We start from the raw sequence: 20,066 nt of genomic DNA, 5'->3' as shown, positions 1-20,066 counted from the left end.
ATGAGTCCATCGTGGCTGAGCAGCACTAAGGAGAGGCAGCGCGCTGGGCATCTGCCAGAGTTGCGAGGCGGCTGAAGAGCTCAGCGCCAGTCGGCCAATCCGTTTAAAATACTGTACTTGCAAACAGTAATTCTGCTGCCATTTGGGGTAAACACATGGATTTACGGCTTTTCCACCGGCCTGGAACAGACTTGTTGGAATGGCATGGTCCACTCCCCCATTCCTTTCCCAGACGAACAAGTCCTTAAGGTCGGCTGGTTACTTCATCAATTTTGTCTGGCATGAGCGTACGCTATGGAACTAACTGACAAGCTGGAGATTTTGGCCGACGCCGCCAAGTACGACGCCTCCTGCGCCAGCAGCGGCGCCGCGCAGCGTTCGTCCCGGGGCAAGGATGGCCTGGGCGCCACCAACGGCACCGGCATCTGCCACAGCTACACGCCCGACGGCCGCTGCGTGTCGCTGCTGAAGATCCTGCTGACCAATTTCTGCCTGTACGACTGCCAGTACTGCGTCAACCGCCGCAGCAGCAATGTGCCGCGCGCCCGCTTCTCGCCGCAGGAAGTGATCCGGCTGACCATCGACTTCTACCTGCGCAATTACATTGACGGCCTGTTCCTCAGTTCCGGCATCATCCAGTCGCCGGACTACACCATGGAGCAGCTGATCCTGGTGGCGAAAACCCTGCGCCAGCAGCACCAGTTCCGCGGCTACATTCACCTGAAGACCATTCCCGACGCCGCGCCCGAACTGATCGAGGAAGCGGGGCGCTGGGCCGACCGGTTGAGCGTCAACATCGAGCTGCCGACCGACCGCGGCATCGAGACGCTGGCGCCGGAAAAGAGCATGCACACCATCAAGTTTGCGATGGGCTCGATCCGCCGCCGCATCGACGAGAAGGCCGAAGAGCCGAAGGCGCCGGCGTTTTCTCCTGCCGGGCAGAGCACCCAGATGATCGTCGGCGCCGATGCCACTGACGACAGCACCATCCTCAACACCGCGCAGACCCTGTACAGCGCCTACCGGCTGCGGCGGGTGTACTACTCGGCCTTCAGTCCGATTCCGCAAAGCCCCAGCGGCCTGCCGCAGCGCCCGCCGCCGATGATGCGCGAGCACCGGCTGTACCAGGCAGATTTCCTGATGCGCGGCTACGGCTTCCAGGCTGCCGAGCTGCTGGACGGGCCGGGCAACCTGCCGCTGGACATCGACCCGAAGCTGGCCTGGGCGCTGTCGCACCGCGAACTGTTTCCCCTGGACCTGAATGTGGCCGAGCCGCAGATGATTGCCCGCGTGCCCGGCATCGGCCTGCGCAATGCCAAGCGCATCGCCGAACTGCGGCGCAGCCGGCGCGTGCGCTACGCCGACCTGGCGCGGCTGCGCTGCAGCATGGAAAAGCTCAAGCCCTTCATCATCACCGCGGACTACCGGCCGCAGCGCGACACGCTGCCGTCGGACGCGCTGCGCCGCATGATGTCGGAAGCGCCGCAGCAGATGAGCCTGTTTCCCGCCCTGCAGGAAGCGGCTTGAGCAGGCGCGTCGCGGTCGGCTCGTTCGACGAGTGGCGCAAGGCGGCGCGCACGCTGCTGGCGCAGGCTGTGCCGCCGCATGATGTTGACTGGGTGGCGCCGGGCGAGGTCGATCTGTTCGGCAACGATGCGCTGGCCCCGGCCCCGGCCAGCACGCCCAACGCTTCCCTGCGCATCTCGTCCGGTCTCCTGAGCATGCTGGAGGCGGCTTCCTGCTTTCGCGCCTCTGACCGCTGGGCGCTGCTCTACCGGATCCTGTGGCGCAGCCAGCAGGGCGACGCCGCGGTGCTGTCGGCAGCCGACCAGGATGGCGCCCGGCTGCATGCGATGGTCAAGGCGGTGCGGCGCGAGCAGCACAAGATGCATGCCTTCCTGCGCTTCCGGGAACGCGACCAACAAGCCGGCGATCCGCGCTTCATTGCCTGGTTCGAGCCGGCGCATGATGTGCTGTACCAGGCCGCCGGCCATTTCGCCAAGCGCATGGGACGCGCCAGCTGGCTCATCGTCACGCCGGACGGCACCGCCGCGTCGGACGGCGAATCGCTGCGCTTCGGGCCGGCGCCCGAGGGACGGCCGGCCGAGGTGGACATCGATGACCAGGGCGAGGCGCTGTGGCTGGCGTATTACCGCAGCATCTACAATCCGTCCCGCCTCAATACCGGCGCGATGGAAATGCACATGCCGGTGCGCTACTGGAAAAATTTGCCGGAAGGGCGGCTGATACCGGGGCTGATCAGCAGCGCCAGCGCCGGCGGCCGTCGCGTCGGCCAGGCGCAGGCGGTGGGCGACCGGCCGGGCGCGCTGGTGCAGGTCGATGCGCGACAGGCCATGCCGGCGCGCGCGCTGCCGTCCGAGCTGGCGCAGTGCCGCCGCTGCGAATTGTGGCGCAATGCCACGCAGGCAGTGCCGGGCGCCGGCCCCGCCCATGCAGCGTTGATGCTGGTGGGCGAGCAGCCTGGCGACCAGGAAGACCTGGCCGGCCTGCCGTTCGCCGGCCCTGCCGGCAAGGTGCTGGACGATGCGATGCGCCAGGCCGGCATCGAACGGCAGTCGGCCTATCTCACCAATGCGGTCAAGCATTTCAAATGGGAGCCGCGCGGCAAGCGGCGCATCCACAAGACGCCTGCGCAGCGGGAAGTCGATGCCTGCAATCCCTGGCTCAAAAAGGAACTGGCCGACGTGGCGCCCGAGGTCGTGGTCGCCCTCGGCAGCACGGCATTGCGCGCACTGACCGGTCGCACCGATCTGGCCCTGTCGAAGGTGCAGGGACAGGCGCTGCGCCTGGGCGAACGCTGGCTGGTGCCAACCTGGCACCCCTCCTACGTGCTGCGCCTGCCCGGCGAACAGGAGCAGGCGGCGGCATTCAATGCGATGCGGGAGGCGCTGCAACTGGCGAAAAGCCTGTTGCCGGGGCAAGCAGAGCCGGCCTGAAAGCAAGGCCGCTGTTATGATGGCTGGCATTGCGCCAAGTCATCATTTTCTGGCGTACCACTTGATGGCTTGGCGGAGGAAAAATGTTTGGCAGCGCGATGCATGAAACGCGGATCTGCTGGTGTGGCATGGCGGAACGGGGTCGCCCGTGAAGGCGCGCGCCTATCTGGCCGTGATGGCGCTCGCGGTGCTGGTGCCCATCGTGCTGTTTTCCACCATCGCGCTGTCCATGCTGCTGCAGGCCGAGCGCGATGCGGCATTGCGCAGCCTGCAGGAAACGTCGCGCGCCACTGCATTGGCGGTGGAACAGGAACTGAGTATGGCGGAGGCGAAAGCGAAATTCCTCGCCTCGGCCGAGAGCCTGATCAGGGGCGACCTGCAAGCCTTTCACCAGCGCGCCAGCGACGTCAATCAGGATGGCACATCCTGGACCGTGCTATTCGACGAGGAAGGCCAGCAGCTGGTCAATACCCTGGTGCCGTATGGTACCGACCTGCCGCGGCGCGGCCGCCCCGAGCTGGGGCGCGAAGTGCTGCGCACCGGCCAGACCCGTATATCGAACCTGACCAGGGGCAATGTGGTCGGGGCGCAGGTGGTGACGCTGGAGGTGCCGGTGATCCTGGATGACAAGCGCCGCTATGTGCTGAATCAGGCTTTCCTTCCCAGCCAGCTGAGCAAGCAGCTCAGCCGCGGCAAGATACCGCAGCATTACATCATCGGCCTGTTCGACCGCGATGGCCTCTCCATTGCACGCTCCCACCGCGCCGAGGAGCTGGTGGGCAAGCCGGTTCGCAAGGAACTGTTCGAAGGGTCGCGCCGCTCGCCGGAAGGCGTGCTGCAGCATGACACCCGCGAAGGCATCAAGGTCTATGACGCCTATACCCGGCTGGCTATTTCAGGCTGGACGGTGGCGGTTGGCATTCCGGTTCACATTATCGAAGCGTCCGCCCGTCGTGCCGTGCTGGTGGCGTCGCTGGGCCTTGCCGCAGCCATTCTGTGCGCCCTCGGCCTGGCGCTATTCTTCAGCCGCCGCATGGCGCTGTCGATCGACAGCGCCGCCGATTCCGCGGCTGCGCTGGGCCGCGGTGAAATGCCGCAGCCGTTCGCGTCCGGCGTGCTCGAGTTCGACCGGCTGCACACGGCGCTGGATGCCGCCGGCCTGCTGCTGGAAGAGGAACGGCAGTCGCGTGAGCGGGTAGAGCGGGAAAGGGAGCGACTGTTCGTGAGCGAACAGGAAGCGCGCCGCCTGGCGGAGGAACAGAACCGCGCCAAGGATGAATTCCTTGCCATGCTCAGCCATGAACTGCGCAATCCGCTTGCCGCCATCAGCAATTCCATCGCGCTCCTGGAGCATCCGGCGGTGCCGGCCGAAACCGCCGAGCGGGCGCGTGTCATCATCAAGCGCCAGAGCCGGCATCTCGCGCGTATCGTCGATGATTTGCTCGACCTCGGGCGCCTGATGAATGGCAAGGTATCGCTGATGCGGCACAGGCTGGACCTGGCCGAGGCGGTGCGTGACTGCGTGCAGTCGCTGCAGACGACCGGGCGCGTCGAGCAGCATCGGATCGATATCCATGCGGTGCCCAGCTGGATCGAGGCCGACCCGACCCGTATCGAACAGATCCTTTCCAACCTGATTGGCAATGCCCTGAAATACACGCCTGCCGGCGGCAGCATCACGGTCGACGTCGCCAATGCCGGCAATGCGGCGTTGCTGACTGTCAGCGACAACGGTGTCGGCATGCCGCCGGAACTGGTGGAGCGGGTGTTTGACGTGTTCGTGCAAGGCAGCGGCACCCTGGACCGCGCCCAGGGCGGCCTGGGCATCGGCCTGGCCCTGGTGCGCCAGCTGGTCAGGCTGCATGGCGGCGAGGTCAGCGCAGCCAGCCCGGGCCCGGGGCAGGGCAGCACGTTTGTCGTGCGCCTGCCGCTGGCGCACGTGGAGCAGCCGCTGCCGGTACAATAGCGGCTTCCCCGCGGCAAGCCCTTTCCATGAACCAGCCCCCAGCCAATCGTCCCGACACCCCGTGCGTCGCCATCTGTTCCACCCTGTTCGACGAAGTCTGCCGCGGCTGCGGCCGCACCGTGTCTGAAGTGGCGAACTGGGTGTTCATGAGCGAGGAAGAAAAGAACGTGGTGTGGGAACGCATCATCCGTGAAGGCTATCCGCGCCGCTAGAGCACTTTTGGCCCGAGCAACTTCTCGATCGGCCCAATTCTGCCCGCCGCTGCGTTGCGGCTCATCGCCGCGCCTTTTTGGCGCAAGATCTCCCGCGTCTGGCTTAAGTCAGCCAGGCCAGAGCGCGTCAGGACGCCATGTTCTGGCGGTCCAAGCCGGTCAGGGCAGCGCCGCCTTTGGACAAACGCGCACCGGGATCGTAATCCGCAACTCGGTGCCCTGGTCTGGAACGCTGATGATCTGCAGGCTGCCGTCCAGCATCCGCAGCCGTTCCCGCATTCCCTGCAAGCCAAAGGTGGTCGGCGTGCGCATGCGGTTCGGGCTCATGCCCACGCCATCGTCCGCAATGCGCATCTGGAACTGGCTGGCGTCCCGGTCAAGCTCGACCTCCACGCGGCTGGCCTGGGCATGGCGCAGCACATTGGTCAGTGATTCCTGAAGTATCCGGAACAAGGCGGTGGCGCTGCGGTCATCCAGGCCATCATCGAAATCGCTGCGCCTGGCCAATAGCGCGCAATCAAGGCCGCTGCGGCGCCGAAACTCATGGACCTGCCATTCAATGGCCGCCTGCAATCCCAGGTCCAGTACCGGTGGACGCAGGTCATTGATGATGCTGCGCACGCTGCGTATGGTGGAATCGATCTGGTTCAGCGCCATGCGGGTCTTTTCGTTCAGCCGGGGATGCCGGCTGCCGGTGCGGGCGTTGAGCATGCAGGCGTCGATGCGCAGCGCCAGCAGGTTCTGGCCGAGCTCATCATGGATTTCACGGGCAATGCGCTTGCGCTCTTCTTCCTTGATGATCTCCTGGTGCGAGGCGAGCTGCTGTAGCAGCAGTTTCGAATGGCGCAGTTCCTCGGCTTGCCGCGATAGCCGTTTCTGCAGATGGAACAGGTCGACGAATACCTTTACCTTCGCGGCCAGCACCTCGGGCACGATGGGCGAGCCGATGTAGTCCACCGCTCCGGCGGTGTAGCCCAGCGCGCGGTCGACATCGGACTGGGCTTCGGCGGTAATGAAAATGACCGGCGTATGCGCCGAGCGCGGCCTGCCATGGATCAGCGCCGCGGTCTCGAAGCCGTCCAGCCCCGGCATGCGCACGTCAAGCAGGATCAGGGCAAAGTCCTGCTTCAGCAGCAGGCGCAGCGCATCGTGTCCGGAGGCCATTTCCGTGGCATGCAGTCCCAGGCCGTGAATCACCGCGCCGATTGCCCTGCGCTTGGCGGCATTGTCATCGACCACCAGCACCGATGCCACGCCATCCGTTACATGTTCGTCGTTCATTGCGTCCTCAACGATGCAGGCGGCGCCGCATCAGTGCCAGCAATTCATCGATATCGACCGGCTTGCTGACGTAATCGCTGGCGCCTGCCGCCAGGCACTTGTCGCGGTCGCCCTTCATCGCCTTGGCGGTCAGGGCAATGACGGGCAGGGCGTCGAAGTCCGCATGGCGGCGTATTTCACGCATGGTGTCGAAGCCATCCATGTCCGGCATCATGATGTCCATCAGTATGATGTCGCAGGCCTTTTGCTCGTGCAGCAGGTCGATTGCCTGGCGGCCGTTTTCGGCTGAACAGACAGCCATGCCATGGTGTTCCAGCATGCCGGTGAGCGCGAAGACGTTGCGGATGTCATCGTCCACAATAAGCACGGTGCGACCGGTTAATGCGTGGCTGCCCTGGTGCAGCGCGGTGATGCGCTGCTGCTGCACCTGGCTCATCGCAGAGACGTCGCGATGCAGGAGCAGCGCGCTGTCATCCAGCAGCCTGTCTTCCGTGTGAACGCAGCGTATTGATGCTTGCCGTTCTGCAGCGACCAGGGCCTGGCGGTCCTTCGACGGCAGGCCCTGCGGCATATAGATCAGCAGGGGCGACTGGCGATTGATGCCTTTTTGCCGCGCCGCATGAAGTGCCAGCGCCGGGCCCGCATCGGCGCCTGCCAGATGCAGCGCAATGCAGTCGGTGCGGCGCCGCAGGACAGTTGGCAGCCGCGACAGCCTGGAGACTTTCACCAGCACATCGTCACCAGCCAGCAAGTTGCGCAGCCGGTCAAGCATCGCTTCCTCTTCGCTGACCAGGAGCAGGCGGCGCCGATGACGTGCGGCCTTGCGCAACATGGCAGGCACAATAACGTGCATGCCGCCGGCAGGCGGCGGACTGCTGCAGGACAGGGCGCCGCCCTGCAATGCCCGTGCCGCATCGCAGGGCGCGCATACCACATGCACTGGCAGGTGGCGGATCGAGGGGTCGCGTTTGATGGCCGCCAGCAGGCGCCAGCCATCCATATCAGGGAGCTGCGCATCCAGCACGATGGCGCATGGCCTGTGCCGCTTCAGCAAGCTCAGTGCATCGGCGCCGCATTGCGCAACCAGGCCGCGGCAACCGTGCGCATGGGCTGAGGAGAGAAAGGCAGCGCCAGACTCTTTTGCCGTACCGATGAGCAGCAGGATACGGTCGCTCGGGGCGAGCCGATCGCGGTCATCTCTGTCGACCGGCAAGGTGGCAGCCAGCCTCGGTACCGCCGCTGCCCTGATGCCGCTCTCGCTTCCGGGTGCAGGGCGTGGAGGTGGCTCCAGCGGTATGTAGAGTGCAAAGCTGCTGCCTTTGCCCGGCTCGCTGAAAAGGAGCCGCAGTTCCCCGTGCATCAGCCGCGCCAGATCGGTGCTGATCGACAGTCCCAGGCCAGTGCCACCGTAACGGCGGGAGGTGCCGGTGTCTGCCTGCCGGAATGCCTCGAAGATCAGCTCCTGCTGCTGGGGGGCCACGCCAATCCCGGTGTCGCTTACTTCGAATGCAATGACCATGCCGGCCGCGTCCAATCCAGGCTGCCCGGCACGCCAGCCCCCGGACACTGGCCTGATTGCCAAGGTTACGCTGCCATGCTCGGTGAACTTGAAGGCATTGGACAACAGGTTGCGCACCACCTGCAGCAGGCGTGTTTCGTCAGTACGGATGGTCGCTGGAAGAAAGGGTGAACAGGTAACCGAGAATTCCAGCCGCCGGTTCTGCGCTACCGGAGTGAACATGCGCAGCACTTGCTCCTCCAGCGTGCTGAACGAGACCTCACGCTGTTCCAGCACGACAGTGCCCGACTCGATCTTGGCAAGGTCAAGGATCTCATTGATCATGCCAAGCAGATCGCCGCCCGCGCTGTAGATGGTTTCGGCATATTCGACCTGCCGCGGCGTGAGGTTGCCTTCGGCATTCTCGCTGAGTTGCCGCGCCAGTATCAGCAGGCTGTTGAGGGGAGTGCGCAGCTCATGGGACATGTTGGAGAGAAACTCGGACTTGTAGCGCGAACTCAGCATCAGCTGCTCGGCCTTTTCTTCCAGCGACATGCGCGTCATTTCCACTTCGTGGTTCTTCGCTTCCATCGCTGCTTTCTGCCGCTCGAGCAGAACTGCCTTTTCGTGAAGCTCGGCATTGCTCTTGCTTAACGCCTCTTGCTGGCTCTGCAGCTCCTGCGCCAGGGACTGGGCCTGCCGCAGCAGGTTTTCAGTCCGGGTAGACGCCGCGATGGTATGCAGCACGATGCCGGTCGATTCGGCGAGCTGGGTCAGGAAGCTGCGCTGTATTGCGGTGAAGATTGAGAAGGAAGCCAGTTCCAGCACGGCTCTCACCTGGCCCTCGAACAGGATGGGCTGAATCAGCAGGCATGATGGAGCAGCCGCGCCGATGCCCGTGCTCACCGTCAGATAATCGGGCGGCACGTCGGTGATCAGAAGCGGCTTGCGATCCAGTGCGCATTGACCGATCAGACCCTCGCCGATGCGCCATTCCGGCTTGACGTTCAGTGCCGCTGCATAGGTCGCATGCAGGCGCAGACTGGGTTGCTCAAGGTGGACTTCATCCATCAGATAGAACAACCCATGCTGGAGATTGATCTGTGGCGCCAGCTCCGACATCAGCATGCTGGCCACGGCTGCCACGCTGCGTTGTCCCTGCAGCTGCTGTGTGAGTCGGGCAACATTGGTCTTGAGCCAATCCTGTTCCGCATTGCGCCGATTGCTTTCCCGCAGGCTCTGGATCAGGGCGTTGATGTTGTCACGCAGTTGCGCCAGTTCGCCGCTGGCCGGCATCCGCAAGTCGACGCTGAAGTCGCCATTGGCCATGGCCGATGTGACTGCCGACATGGTGCGCACCTGGCTGGTCAGGCGCATCACCAGATTGTTGACCTGGTCGCTCAGGTCGTGCCAGACGCCGTTCAGTTCGGGCTGCGCCGCCTGGCTGCCCAGACGACCTTCGACGCCGACTTCATGCGTGATGCGGCCTATCTCAGACGTCAGCTTCGCCAGCTGCGCTCGCATCCTGTTGATGCGCTCCGCGAGATGCAGCAACGGCCCATGCAACGGTTGGCCATTCACTTCCAGTGGCATGGGTTGATCGAGCCTGCCTTCAGCGATGTCATTGACGACCCGGTCGAATGCCTGCAGGACGCAGCCGGCGGCATTGAGCCATCGGTTGATTTCCATTGTGAGCTTTTGCGCGCTCGCATCCTGTGCCGGCGGCATCCGCGCCGACAGGTCGCCGTTGCAGAACGCGGCAAGCGTTGTCAGCAATAGCCGTTCGCACGGCTTTTCGTAGTGCTCGGAGAGGCTCGAGAATAGCGGTTCCATGGCAACCTCCATCGCTGAGTGGCTTGCTCGAAAAATAAGCGTTCGGCGGGCATTTTAACCAAAAGTATCAATTGATGTATTTCTTCCGGTAAAAGAAGGGCAAGTCGCTGCGCAAGCCTTGAACAAAACGGCGGCATGCGTGATTTCCGGGCAAGCTGGCAGACCGATCCGTTATGATTGTTTGACGTAGCCGGCACGGCATGCCGCATGTCAACGCCGGCCAGCCATTTTTGACGCGGGAAATCCTGAAGAAAGGCAGACATGTTTGCAGCGGTTGACCTGGGTTCCAACAGTTTTCGCCTGCATGTGGGCCATTACGACGGCAAAACCATACGCATCATCAAGAGCGCGCGCGAACCGATCCGGCTGGGCGCCGGACTGGACAAAAACGGCATGCTCACGCCGCAGGCCATGCGCGTGGCCACCGAGTCGCTGGCCCGGTTCGCCACCGTGCTCGCCGCCTACCAGCTCGATGCGGTGCGCGTGGTTGCCACCAATACCCTGCGTATCGCAGGCAATTCCGCCGACTTCCTGCCGCTGGCGGAAAAGGCAATCGGCTATCCGGTCGAAATCATTTCCGGCGAGGAGGAAGGCAGGCTGATCTACCTCGGCGTCGCCTGCGCGCTGGACAATCCCGGCGAGCGGCGCCTGGTGCTCGATATCGGCGGCGGCTCGACCGAAGTCATCGTCGGCAAGGGTCTCGACATCCTCGCGGTCGAATCCTTCAGCACCGGCACGGTCCGGCAGAGCGACGGCTTCTTCATCGATGGCCGCATCGACGATGCGCATTTCGACGCGGCCATCATTTCGGCGCGCGGCTATTTCGAGGACGCGGTGCCGCTCTACAAGAACCACGTCTGGGACATGGCCTATGGCTCCTCGGGAACGCTGCGCTCGATTTCCGAGGCCATTGCCAGAAACGGCCTGGGCGACGGCACGCTGACCCTGCCCAGCCTGAATGCGCTGCGCCAGCGCCTGATCGGCTTTGGCCATGTCGATGCCATCCAGCTGGCCGGCATGAAGCCGGACCGGGCGCCGGTGCTGGTGGGCGGCCTGGCGATCCTGATCGCCGTGATGCAGGAAATGGACATCAGCAAGATGCTGCCGATCGAAGCGGGGCTGCGCCTGGGCGTGATGTGGGACATGCAACTGCGCGCCACCCGGCACGACAGACGCGAACAATCGGTACGCGCCTTCCTGCAGCGCTTCCAGGTCGATGAAACCCGTGCCAACCGCACCGCCGATATCGCCAGCACGCTGTATGCGCGCTTAAAGCCGGGCAATGATGCCTACACCCGGCCGGTGTACTGGAGCGGGCTGCTGCACGAGGTCGGCATGCTGGTCTCCCACAGCGGCTTTCACAAGCATGGCGCCTACATGATAGAAAACGCCGATCTGTCCGGCTTCACCAACCGCGAGCAGCGGCTGATGAGCCAGTTGATCCTCGGGCAGAAAGGCAACCTGAAGAAGCTCGACCGGATGCTGCTCGACCCTGACTTCGTGCGGGCGGTGCTGGCGCTGCGGCTGGCCATCGTGTTCATGCACGCGCGCATCGAGGGTTCGCTGCAGCAGGTGGGTCTGCGCATCAGGAATCGCATCGAACTGGAGTTTCCACGCGCTTGGCTGGATGCCCATCCGACCCTGGCCTTCTGGCTGCAGAAGGAACGCGACTACTGGAAGGACGTCGGCACCGAGCTTCAAGTCCGGCATGCAGCCTGAGTCATGGCACGGCCCGCTCATCCCATGCTGATCCTGCAGGCGCGCGGGAGCAGCGCCTGATGCGGCTGTCCGCAACGCCGCCTTCGGCGCAACTGACCCGCATGCGCCGCATCGCCACCGGGCTGCTGATCCTGATGGCGCTGACCTTCGTGGCGGCGCGCCTGCTGCAGCCGCGCTATCCATGGCTGTCTTTTGTGGTGGCGTTTTCCGAAGCGGCCATGGTCGGCGCACTGGCCGACTGGTTTGCCGTGACCGCCCTGTTCCGGCATCCGCTGGGCCTGCCAATCCCGCATACGGCCATCGTGCCCAACAACAAGGACAGGATAGGCAGCAGCGTTGCCGACTTTCTCGAACATAACTTCATGACACGCGAGGTATTGACGGAGGAATTGCGGCATATCGACTTTGCCGGCGCCGCCGCGCATTGGCTGGCGGAGCCGGCCAACAGCCGCGCCGTATCGCTGCAGATTGCGCATGGCGTGCCCGGCCTGATGCGCATGATGGAAGACCGCGACATGGCCGGCTTCCTGCAGGCCACGCTGGCCTCGGGCCTGAAGAATGTGCGCTTCGCGCCGCTGCTGGCCGAAGTGTTCGAGGTGCTGATCGCCGACCGGCGGCATCAGATGCTGTTCGATCACCTGATCGGCATGGCGGCCGATGCGCTGGAGCGCAACCGCGATTTCATCCGTCAGAAGATCCATGAAAAGAGCCCGCGCTGGATGCCGCGCATCATCGACGACAAGCTGTTCGAGAAGATCGTGGGCGAGTCGCAGAACATCCTGGACGAGATGCGCCAGCCCGATAGCGAGTGGCGCGAGCGCTTCCATCGCAGCGCCGAGGCATTCATCGACAGGCTGAGGACATCGCCCGAACATGAGGCGCGCATCGCCGGCATCGTGGCGCAGACGCTGCAGCATCCGCTATTCAGGGATTACACCCATACCGTCTGGGGCAATGTGCGCGAGCGCCTGCTGGCCGACGTGGAGAGGCCGGACTCCCGCATCGCCTCCCAGCTGGAGAAGGCACTGGCCGGCCTGGGCGCGGCGCTGGGCCGGGATGCGCTGGTGCGCGACAAGCTCAACGGCTGGATCAGGGATTTTTCCGCCACCGCGATTTCAAGCCGGCGCCATCTGATTGCCGGGTTGATCAAGAGGGTGATCCAGAAATGGGATGCAAAGACCGTGTCGGACAAGTTCGAGTCCTATGTGGGCAAGGACCTGCAATACATCCGGATCAACGGCACGCTGGTCGGCGGCCTGGTGGGACTGCTGCTGCACCTGGTATCGCTGGCGCTGTAATGCCTGGGACTGCGTGAACGCTACCTGGCACACAGGTCGGGCGTCATCACGGCCTTCAGGTAGACCTGCGGCTGCCCCCCGCGCTCGCGCATGGCCAGCCACCATATGGCACCCTTGCGCACCGTCCAGTCGGCTTCCACGCCATGCAGCAGTAAAGCGGCCAGCCGGCCCAGCGTGGGCTGGTGCCCGACCAGCAGCACCGGCTCGCGCGCCAGCGGCCAGTTCACCAGCTGCAGCATGCGCTGCGGCTGGCCGTCGATGCCAAGGTCGGCATGGATGCGGAACTTGCGGCCCAGGGCGTCGGCGGTCTGCACCGTGCGCCTGGCGGGGCTGCACAGGATGCGGCAGCCGGAAGGCAGGTTGCGGTCCAGCCAGCCGGCCATTTTCATTGCCTGCCTGCGCCCCTTGGCGGTGAGTTCGCGCCCGGCATCAGGCGCGTCCGGCAGGCCATCCTCCGCTTCGGCATGACGCCACAGGATCAGGTCCATGCTTGTCCTCCCTTTCAGGCCATCTTCCCCAGGGTTTGCATCAGATAGTCCTGCGCGCTGAACGCCGCCTGCTTGCCGCGCGGCTTGCGCCGGGTGTAGCGGCCGTCCGGGCCCAGCTCCCATGCATTGGTATTGTCTTTCAGGTAGGGGTCCAGGCCTTCCTGCAGCACGCGCCGCTTTAGCGCCCGGTCGAGCACCGGAAACGCGACTTCGATGCGGCGGAAAAGGTTGCGGCTCATCCAGTCGGCGCTGGACAGATACACATCGTGCTTCAGGTCATTGCGGAAGTAGAAGATGCGGCTGTGCTCCAGGAAGCGGCCAATGATGGAGCGCACCCGGATGTTTTCCGACAGGCCCGGCACGCCCGGCTGCAGCGAGCAGGCGCCGCGCACGATCAGGTCGATCTTCACGCCATCAGAGGAAGCCGCGTACAGCGCCCGGATCACCGATTCGTCGACCAGCGCATTCATCTTGGCGATGATGCGGCCATGCCGTCCGAGGCGGGCAATCCGCGCTTCGTTGCGTATGGCCCGCAGAAATTCCCGCTGCAGGTCGAATGGCGCCAGCCACAGCTGCTGCAGCCTGGTCGGCTTGGTCAGGCTGGTCAGGTGGATGAACACCTCATTGACTTCCGCCGTCAGCAGCGGATTGGCGGTCAGCAGGCCGAAGTCGGTATAGAGCTTGGTCGTGGTCGGATGATAATTGCCGGTGCCGAGGTGGGCGTAGAGCCGCAGCTCGCCTTCCTCGCGGCGTATCACCAGCGCCAGCTTGGCATGGGTCTTCAGGCCCACCACGCCATAGACCACCTGGGCGCCGACCCGCTCCAGGCGGTCGGCCCAGTTGATATTGGCTTCCTCGTCGAAACGCGCCATCAGCTCGACGATCACGGTGACTTCCTTGCCGCGCTGCGCGGCCAGGATCAGCGACTCCATCAGCAGGGAGTTCATGCCGGTGCGGTATATCGTCTGCTTGATCGCCACCACATTCGGGTCATGCGCGGCGCAGCGGATGAATTCCACCACCGGCAGGAAGGACTGGAAGGGATGGTGCAGCAGCATGTCGCGCTGGCGCAGCACGGCGAACATGTCGGCATTGTCCAGGGTCGGCGGATAGGCGGGCGTGAAGGGCGCAAAGCGCAGGCCCGGCTTGTCAACCGCATCGGCCAGCGCCAGGAGGCGCGTCATGTTGACCGGGCCGTCCACCGCGTACAGCCGGCTGGGCGGAATGGAGAACTGTTCCAGCAGGAAATTCGACAGGGAAGGGAGGCAGTTGCGCGCCACTTCCAGCCGCACCGCGAAACCGAAATGGCGTGACTGCAATTCGCTCTGCAGCGCCTGGCGCAGGTTCTTGACCTCTTCCTCGTCGACCCACAGGTCGCTGTCCCGGGTAACGCGGAATTGTGAATACGACAGCACCTCGCGGTCGGTGAAGAGGTCGGAGATATGGGCATGGATCACCGAGGAGAGCAGGCAGAACGACATGCCGCCGTCCTGCGACAGCTCGTCCGGCAGCCGTATCACCCGTGGCAGCACCCGCGGCGCCTTCAGGATCGCGATCGCGGTGCCGCGCCCGAATGCATCCTTGCCCGACAGCTCGACGATGAAATTGAGGCTCTTGTTGACCACCTGCGGGAATGGATGCGCCGGGTCCAGGCCGATCGGCGTGAGCAGCGGCCTGACCTCGCGGTCGAAATAGGACTTGACCCAGGCCCGCTGGGCTTCATTGCGATCCTGGTCCCGCAGCAGGTGTATGCCCTGGCGCGACAGCTCGGGCAGGATTTCCTCGTTGAGTATCCTGTACTGCCTCTCGACGATGTCATGCGACTCGACGCTGGTCTGCGTGAAGTCGGCGCCCGGCACCGACGCTTCCGGCGTATGGCCGTCCATGCGCGCCAGCAGGCTGGCGATGCGCACCTCGAAGAACTCGTCCATATTGCTGCTGACGATGCACAGGTAGCGCAGCCGTTCCAGCAGGGGCAGCCGCTGATCTCCGGCCTGCGCCAGAACCCGCCGGTTGAAGGCAAGTTGTGACAGCTCCCGGTTCAGGTAGTTTTCCGTCCCCGGCTGCTGCTTCGTCCTCAGATCGGCGGGTTTTGGTTTTCGTTTCATGGCTGGCCGGTCGAGTTGCATTTGTCCTAATGTAATGAAGCAATATTACGTGTTCATGACACGTTTGCCATGCGATCTGTCCAATGTCATGTTTGTTACGGAGCGTCATAAACCTGTCATATTTGTCCGCTAGAGTGCGCGCTGTCCTGAATACATCTGCAAGGAGCATCATGAGACTTCAGCAACTCATCCGCGGCGGCCTGCTGGCCATTGTGTGCGCACTGCCATTCTCCGCTACCGCGGCCGACATCACCGGCGCTGGCGCGACCTTCCCCTATCCCATTTATGCAAAATGGGCCGAGTCCTACAAGAAAGCCACCGGGAACGGCATGAACTACCAGTCGATCGGCTCCGGCGGCGGCATCAAGCAGATCAAGGCCAGGACGGTGGACTTCGGCGCCTCCGACATGCCGTTGCCAGCGGCTGAGCTGGAGAAGTCGGGCCTGGTGCAGTTTCCGGCGGTGATGGGCGGCGTGGTTCCGGTTTTGAACCTTAACGGTGTCAAGCCCGGTCAGCTGAAGATGAACGGCGCCGTTCTTGGCGCGATCTACATGGGCAAGATCACCAAGTGGAATGCGCCCGAGATTGCCGCGCTGAACCAGGGCGTGACACTGCCTTCGGTTGACATCACGGTGGTGCATCGCGCCGACGGCTCGGGCACCACGTTCCTGTGGACTGACTACCTGTCCAAGGTCAATCCCGAATTCAAGAGTGCGATCGGTTCCGGCACCGCCGTGAAATGGCCGGTGGGCGTGGGCGGCAAGGGCAACGAAGGCGTTGCGGCCAATGTGCAGCGGGTCAAGGGCGCAATCGGCTATGTGGAATATGCCTATGCGAAAAAGAACAACATCACCCATGCGCAACTGCAGAACCGCGATGGCCAGTTCGTGCAGCCGGATGACGAGACCTTCAAGGCCGCCGCCGCTGGCGCCGACTGGGCCAGGACGCCGGGCATGGCGCTGGTGCTGACCGACCAGGCGGGCAAGAACACGTGGCCAGTGACGGGCGCCTCGTTCATCCTGATGCAGAAGGCGCAGGACGACCCCGGCAAGGCGCGCGAAGTGCTGAAGTTCTTCGACTGGGCGTTCAGGGAGGGCGGCGCAATGGCGGCCGACCTCGATTATGTGGCGCTGCCGGCACCGGTGGTGAAGCTGGTGCAGGAAGGCTGGAAGGCGCAGATCAAGGACGCATCCGGCAAGGCTGTCTGGTAAGTTTTTCCAACCAGGCTGGCGTTGGCACTGCAACGCCGCCGCACCAGGATGATCGACGCCATGAGCGCAAATAGCCCCACACTGCACGATACCGCGCTGGATCCCGCGGCCGGCATCGATGCCGCCGAGCGCGCGCTGGCCGGCATCATGCGCCGCCAGCGCATCCAGGATTTCTTCTTCCACAAGGTCACCCTCGGCTTTGCGATGCTGGTGCTGCTGATGCTGGTCGGCATCATCGTCTCGCTGATCATCGGCGCGATTCCGGCATTCCGCGAGTTTGGTCCCGGTTTCATCACCACCGTCGAATGGGACCCGGTCAATGACCAGTACGGCGCCCTGATCGCCATTGCCGGCACCCTGATCACTTCCTTCATTGCCTTGCTGGTGGCCTTCCCGGTCAGCTTCGGCATTGCGCTGTTCCTGACCGAGATATGTCCGGCATGGCTCAAGCGGCCGCTCGGCACCGCGGTGGAACTGCTGGCCGGCGTGCCCAGCATTATCTACGGCATGTGGGGGCTGTTCGTGTTCGCCCCCTTCTTTGCCGACCACGTGCAGCCCTTGCTGAAGGCGACCCTGGGCCAGCTGCCGGTCGTGGGCCAGCTGTTCAGCGGCCCCACCATGGGCATCGGCATGCTGACCGCAGGCTTCATCCTTGCCATCATGATCATTCCCTTCATCGCCTCGGTCATGCGCGATGTGTTCGACGTGGTGCCTGCGGTGCTGAAGGAATCGGCCTATGCACTGGGCTGCACCCGCTGGGAAGTGGTGCGCAAGGTGGTATTGCCCTATACCCGCATCGGCGTGGTCGGCGGCGTGATGCTGGGCCTGGGCCGCGCGCTCGGCGAAACCATGGCGATCACCTTCGTCATCGGCAATGCGCACAAGCTGTCCTGGTCGCTGTTCGCCGCCGGCAACAGCATCGCGTCGACACTGGCCAACGAGTTCGCCGAAGCGGATGCGCCGCTGCATGTGTCCTCGCTGTTCGCGCTGGGCCTGATCCTGTTCGTGATTACCTTCATCGTGCTGGCAGCCGCCAAGATCATGCTGCTGACGATGCAGAAAAGAGAGGGCACCAAATGATGCAGGACGCAAGAAACCCGGTTTATCGCAAGCGGCTGCTGAGGCACCGCATCGGTATCGCACTCTCGGTGCTGGCCATGGCCTTCGGCATTTTCTTCCTGCTGTGGATACTGGTTACGCTGATCATCAATAGCTTCAGCGCCATCAGCGGCGCGATGTTTGCGGAAAGCACGCCGGCGCCGGGCAGCGAGGGTGGCGGCCTGCTCAATGCCATCGTCGGCAGCCTGATGATGGTGGGCATGGCCACGCTGGTGTCGACGCCGATCGGCATCCTGGCCGGCATCTACCTTGCCGAATACGGCGAGGAAAGCCGCTTCGCGCAGATCACGCGCTTCGTCACCGACATCATGCTGTCGGCGCCGTCCATCGTGATCGGCCTGTTCGTCTACGCAATCTATGTCGCCAACATCCGGCATTTTTCCGGCTGGGCCGGCAGCTTCGCCATCGCGCTGATCGCCATTCCGGTGGTGGTGCGCACCACCGACAACATGCTCAATCTGGTGCCCACCAGCCTGCGCGAGGCCGCGTTCGCGCTGGGCGCGCCGCGCTGGAAGGTCGCCACCACGGTGCGCCTGCGCGCGGTGAAGGCCGGCGTCATCACCGGCGTGCTGCTGGCCGTGGCGCGCATCTCCGGCGAAACCGCGCCGCTCCTGTTCACCGCCCTGAACAACCAGTTCTTCAGCACCAACATGAACGCGCCCATGGCCAACCTGCCGGTGGTGATCTACCAGTTCGCGATGAGCCCCTATGACAACTGGCGCGCGCTGGCCTGGGGCGGGGCGCTCCTGATCACCTTTAGCGTGCTCGGCCTGAACATCCTGTCGCGCACCGTGTTCCGCCCGAAAACGCATCAATAACCGTTGATAGACGATAGCCATGATGAGCAATCCAACCGCAGCAGCAATCCATGCGCCCGGTCCCAAGGCCACGATAGAAATCAGCAATTTGAATTTCTTCTACGGCGGCTTCCAGGGCCTGAAGAACATCAACTTGCGCATCCATGACAAGAAGGTCACCGCCTTCATCGGCCCGTCGGGCTGCGGCAAGTCCACCTTGCTGCGCACCCTGAACCGCATGTACGACCTCTATCCGGGCCAGCGCGCCGAAGGACAGATCGTGTATAACGGCCGCAATATCCTCGAGCCGGGGCTGGATGTGAACATGCTGCGGGCACGGGTCGGCATGGTGTTCCAGAAGCCGACGCCGTTCCCGATGTCGGTCTACGATAACATCGCCTTTGGCGTGCGGCTGTATGAAAACCTGTCGCGCGGCGAGATGGATGAGCGGGTGGAATGGGCGCTGAACAAGGCCGCGCTCTGGACCGAGGTCAAGGACAAGCTCAACAAGAGCGGCCTGTCGCTGTCTGGCGGCCAGCAGCAGCGGCTGTGCATCGCGCGCGGCGTCGCGGTCAAGCCGGAAGTGCTGCTGCTGGATGAGCCAACCTCGGCCCTGGACCCGATCTCCACCGCCAAGATCGAGGAACTGATCAGCGAGCTGAAAGGGGAATACACGATTGCCATCGTGACCCATAACATGCAGCAGGCGGCACGCTGCTCGGACTACACTGCCTACATGTATCTGGGCGAACTGGTGGAGTTCGGCGAAACCGACCAGATCTTCATGAATCCGGGGCGCCGCGAGACCCAGGACTACATCACCGGCCGCTTTGGCTGATGCGCTAACAGACAGCAGAACAAGGAGAACACCATGCCAAGCGAGCATTCTTCCAAGCAGTATGACCTTGACCTGGAGCAGATCCGTTCCAAGGTGCTGCTCATGGGCGGCCTGGTCGAAAGCCAGTTCCATGATGCGCTGGAATGCTTCCGTCATGGCGACACCGATCGCGCCGGCCGCGTGATGCAGGCCGACGAGCAGGTGAACCGGCTGGAAGTGTCGCTGGACGACGCCTGCAGCCACCTGATCGTGCGCCGCCAGCCGGCCGCCAACGACCTGCGCACCGTGATGGCCACGATCAAGGTCATTACCGACCTGGAGCGCATAGGCGACGAGGCAACCAAGATCGCCCGCGCCGCGCGCAGCATGCAGGAGCGCGGCGTGGTGTCCATCAATCATTATGAAACCGTGCGCGTGATCGCCGACTCGGCCGGTGCGCTGCTGCATGATGCGCTGGACAGCTTCGCCCGGCTCGATGCCCAGCAGGCCACCCGGCTGATTGCCCAGGACAAGGCGGTCGACCATGAATTCCGCTCCATCATGCGCAACCTGATCACCTTCATGATGGAAGACCCGCGCACCATCTCCAGCGCGCTGGAAACCCTGTGGGTGGCCAAGGCGGTGGAGCGCATCGGCGACCATGCAAAGAACATTGCCGAGTATGTGATCTACGTGGTGGAGGGCAAGGACATCCGCCACACCGACTACGCCACTGCCTCCCAGTCAGCGCAAGGGTGATGC

The 20,066-nt window shown here is 63.8% G+C and carries 15 protein-coding genes; 11 read left to right on the top strand and 4 right to left on the bottom strand.

Annotated elements, in window-relative coordinates; genetic code table 11:
* Window positions 1-294: 294 nt before the first annotated feature.
* From KTQ42_RS09600 to KTQ42_RS09585, 4 genes are all read left to right on the top strand, one after another.
* The gene (locus tag KTQ42_RS09600; RefSeq protein WP_217345300.1) at window positions 295-1,527 is read left to right on the top strand and encodes a putative DNA modification/repair radical SAM protein; all 1,233 of its coding nucleotides are present in this window, start codon (window positions 295-297) and stop codon (window positions 1,525-1,527) included.
* A complete protein-coding gene (locus tag KTQ42_RS09595) occupies window positions 1,524-2,957 on the top strand; it encodes a UdgX family uracil-DNA binding protein (protein WP_217345299.1) in 1,434 nt (477 codons plus the stop codon). The genes KTQ42_RS09600 and KTQ42_RS09595 overlap by 4 nt, the downstream gene beginning before the upstream one ends.
* A 148-nt stretch (window positions 2,958-3,105) precedes the next feature.
* Window positions 3,106-4,923, top strand: coding sequence for a sensor histidine kinase (locus tag KTQ42_RS24345; RefSeq protein ID WP_217345298.1), 1,818 nt, complete (start codon window positions 3,106-3,108; stop codon window positions 4,921-4,923).
* Window positions 4,924-4,949: 26 nt separating this feature from the next.
* Entirely contained in the window at window positions 4,950-5,135 is a 186-nt protein-coding gene (locus KTQ42_RS09585) for a DUF1289 domain-containing protein (protein WP_217345297.1), read from the top strand.
* Between the two features lie 159 nt (window positions 5,136-5,294).
* Here KTQ42_RS09585 and KTQ42_RS09580 read toward each other — a convergent pair whose 3' ends face one another.
* On the bottom strand, window positions 5,295-6,416 hold the full coding sequence (locus KTQ42_RS09580; RefSeq protein ID WP_217345296.1) for a response regulator: 1,122 nt from the start codon (window positions 6,414-6,416) through the stop codon (window positions 5,295-5,297).
* 7 nt (window positions 6,417-6,423) lie between these two features.
* Window positions 6,424-9,747 carry a response regulator gene (locus tag KTQ42_RS09575; RefSeq protein WP_217345295.1) on the bottom strand — a complete coding sequence of 1,108 codons (3,324 nt, stop codon included), beginning with the start codon at window positions 9,745-9,747 and terminating at the stop codon, window positions 6,424-6,426.
* A gap of 261 nt (window positions 9,748-10,008) precedes the next feature.
* Between KTQ42_RS09575 and KTQ42_RS09570 the strand changes: the two genes are divergently transcribed.
* Together KTQ42_RS09570 and KTQ42_RS09565 are read left to right on the top strand one after the other, a co-directional pair.
* Entirely contained in the window at window positions 10,009-11,466 is a 1,458-nt protein-coding gene (locus KTQ42_RS09570) for a Ppx/GppA phosphatase family protein (RefSeq protein WP_217345294.1), read from the top strand.
* Window positions 11,467-11,525: 59 nt separating this feature from the next.
* The gene (locus KTQ42_RS09565) at window positions 11,526-12,764 is read left to right on the top strand and encodes a DUF445 family protein (protein ID WP_249222704.1); all 1,239 of its coding nucleotides are present in this window, start codon (window positions 11,526-11,528) and stop codon (window positions 12,762-12,764) included.
* Between the two features lie 20 nt (window positions 12,765-12,784).
* Here the strand turns inward: KTQ42_RS09565 and KTQ42_RS09560 are convergent, their stop codons facing one another.
* Entirely contained in the window at window positions 12,785-13,252 is a 468-nt protein-coding gene (locus tag KTQ42_RS09560) for a histidine phosphatase family protein (RefSeq protein WP_217345293.1), read from the bottom strand.
* A 14-nt stretch (window positions 13,253-13,266) separates the two neighbouring features.
* Window positions 13,267-15,360: a polyphosphate kinase 1 gene (gene ppk1 / locus KTQ42_RS09555; RefSeq protein WP_217345292.1), complete on the bottom strand. Its 2,094-nt coding sequence runs from the start codon at window positions 15,358-15,360 to the stop codon at window positions 13,267-13,269.
* Between the two features lie 170 nt (window positions 15,361-15,530).
* Between ppk1 and pstS the strand changes: the two genes are divergently transcribed.
* The 5 genes from pstS (at window position 15,531) to phoU (ending at window position 20,063) form a co-directional block, all read left to right on the top strand.
* Window positions 15,531-16,571: a phosphate ABC transporter substrate-binding protein PstS gene (gene pstS, locus KTQ42_RS09550; RefSeq protein WP_217345291.1), complete on the top strand. Its 1,041-nt coding sequence runs from the start codon at window positions 15,531-15,533 to the stop codon at window positions 16,569-16,571.
* A gap of 147 nt (window positions 16,572-16,718) precedes the next feature.
* Window positions 16,719-17,651: a phosphate ABC transporter permease subunit PstC gene (gene pstC, locus KTQ42_RS09545; RefSeq protein ID WP_249222903.1), complete on the top strand. Its 933-nt coding sequence runs from the start codon at window positions 16,719-16,721 to the stop codon at window positions 17,649-17,651.
* Window positions 17,648-18,508: a phosphate ABC transporter permease PstA gene (pstA, locus tag KTQ42_RS09540; RefSeq protein ID WP_217345289.1), complete on the top strand. Its 861-nt coding sequence runs from the start codon at window positions 17,648-17,650 to the stop codon at window positions 18,506-18,508. Before pstC ends, pstA begins: the two co-directional genes overlap by 4 nt.
* Window positions 18,509-18,527: 19 nt before the next feature.
* Window positions 18,528-19,325 carry a phosphate ABC transporter ATP-binding protein PstB gene (pstB, locus tag KTQ42_RS09535; RefSeq protein WP_249222703.1) on the top strand — a complete coding sequence of 266 codons (798 nt, stop codon included), beginning with the start codon at window positions 18,528-18,530 and terminating at the stop codon, window positions 19,323-19,325.
* Window positions 19,326-19,358: 33 nt separating this feature from the next.
* Window positions 19,359-20,063, top strand: a complete 705-nt coding sequence (gene phoU, locus KTQ42_RS09530) for a phosphate signaling complex protein PhoU (RefSeq protein ID WP_217345288.1) — start codon at window positions 19,359-19,361, stop codon at window positions 20,061-20,063.
* Window positions 20,064-20,066 lie beyond the last annotated feature (3 nt).

Source organism: Noviherbaspirillum sp. L7-7A, assembly GCF_019052805.1.
GTDB lineage: Bacteria > Pseudomonadota > Gammaproteobacteria > Burkholderiales > Burkholderiaceae_D > Noviherbaspirillum_A.
Note: the sequence above shows the minus strand (reverse complement) of the source record. Positions and strands in the feature narration are given on the sequence as shown.

Bases quoted from the DNA above. Each gene is read 5' to 3' on its own strand.
- pstC (WP_249222903.1), top strand. From the start codon at position 16,719: ATGCGCCGCCAGCGCATCCAGGATTTCTTCTTCCACAAGGTCACCCTC.
- KTQ42_RS09560 (WP_217345293.1), bottom strand. From the start codon at position 13,252: ATGGACCTGATCCTGTGGCGTCATGCCGAAGCGGAGGATGGCCTGCCG.
- KTQ42_RS09580 (WP_217345296.1), bottom strand. From the start codon at position 6,416: ATGAACGACGAACATGTAACGGATGGCGTGGCATCGGTGCTGGTGGTC.
- KTQ42_RS09600 (WP_217345300.1), top strand. From the start codon at position 295: ATGGAACTAACTGACAAGCTGGAGATTTTGGCCGACGCCGCCAAGTAC.
- pstA (WP_217345289.1), top strand. From the start codon at position 17,648: ATGATGCAGGACGCAAGAAACCCGGTTTATCGCAAGCGGCTGCTGAGG.
- ppk1 (WP_217345292.1), bottom strand. From the start codon at position 15,360: ATGAAACGAAAACCAAAACCCGCCGATCTGAGGACGAAGCAGCAGCCG.
- pstS (WP_217345291.1), top strand. From the start codon at position 15,531: ATGAGACTTCAGCAACTCATCCGCGGCGGCCTGCTGGCCATTGTGTGC.
- KTQ42_RS09575 (WP_217345295.1), bottom strand. From the start codon at position 9,747: ATGGAACCGCTATTCTCGAGCCTCTCCGAGCACTACGAAAAGCCGTGC.
- KTQ42_RS09565 (WP_249222704.1), top strand. From the start codon at position 11,526: ATGCGGCTGTCCGCAACGCCGCCTTCGGCGCAACTGACCCGCATGCGC.
- pstB (WP_249222703.1), top strand. From the start codon at position 18,528: ATGATGAGCAATCCAACCGCAGCAGCAATCCATGCGCCCGGTCCCAAG.
- KTQ42_RS09585 (WP_217345297.1), top strand. From the start codon at position 4,950: ATGAACCAGCCCCCAGCCAATCGTCCCGACACCCCGTGCGTCGCCATC.
- phoU (WP_217345288.1), top strand. From the start codon at position 19,359: ATGCCAAGCGAGCATTCTTCCAAGCAGTATGACCTTGACCTGGAGCAG.
- KTQ42_RS09570 (WP_217345294.1), top strand. From the start codon at position 10,009: ATGTTTGCAGCGGTTGACCTGGGTTCCAACAGTTTTCGCCTGCATGTG.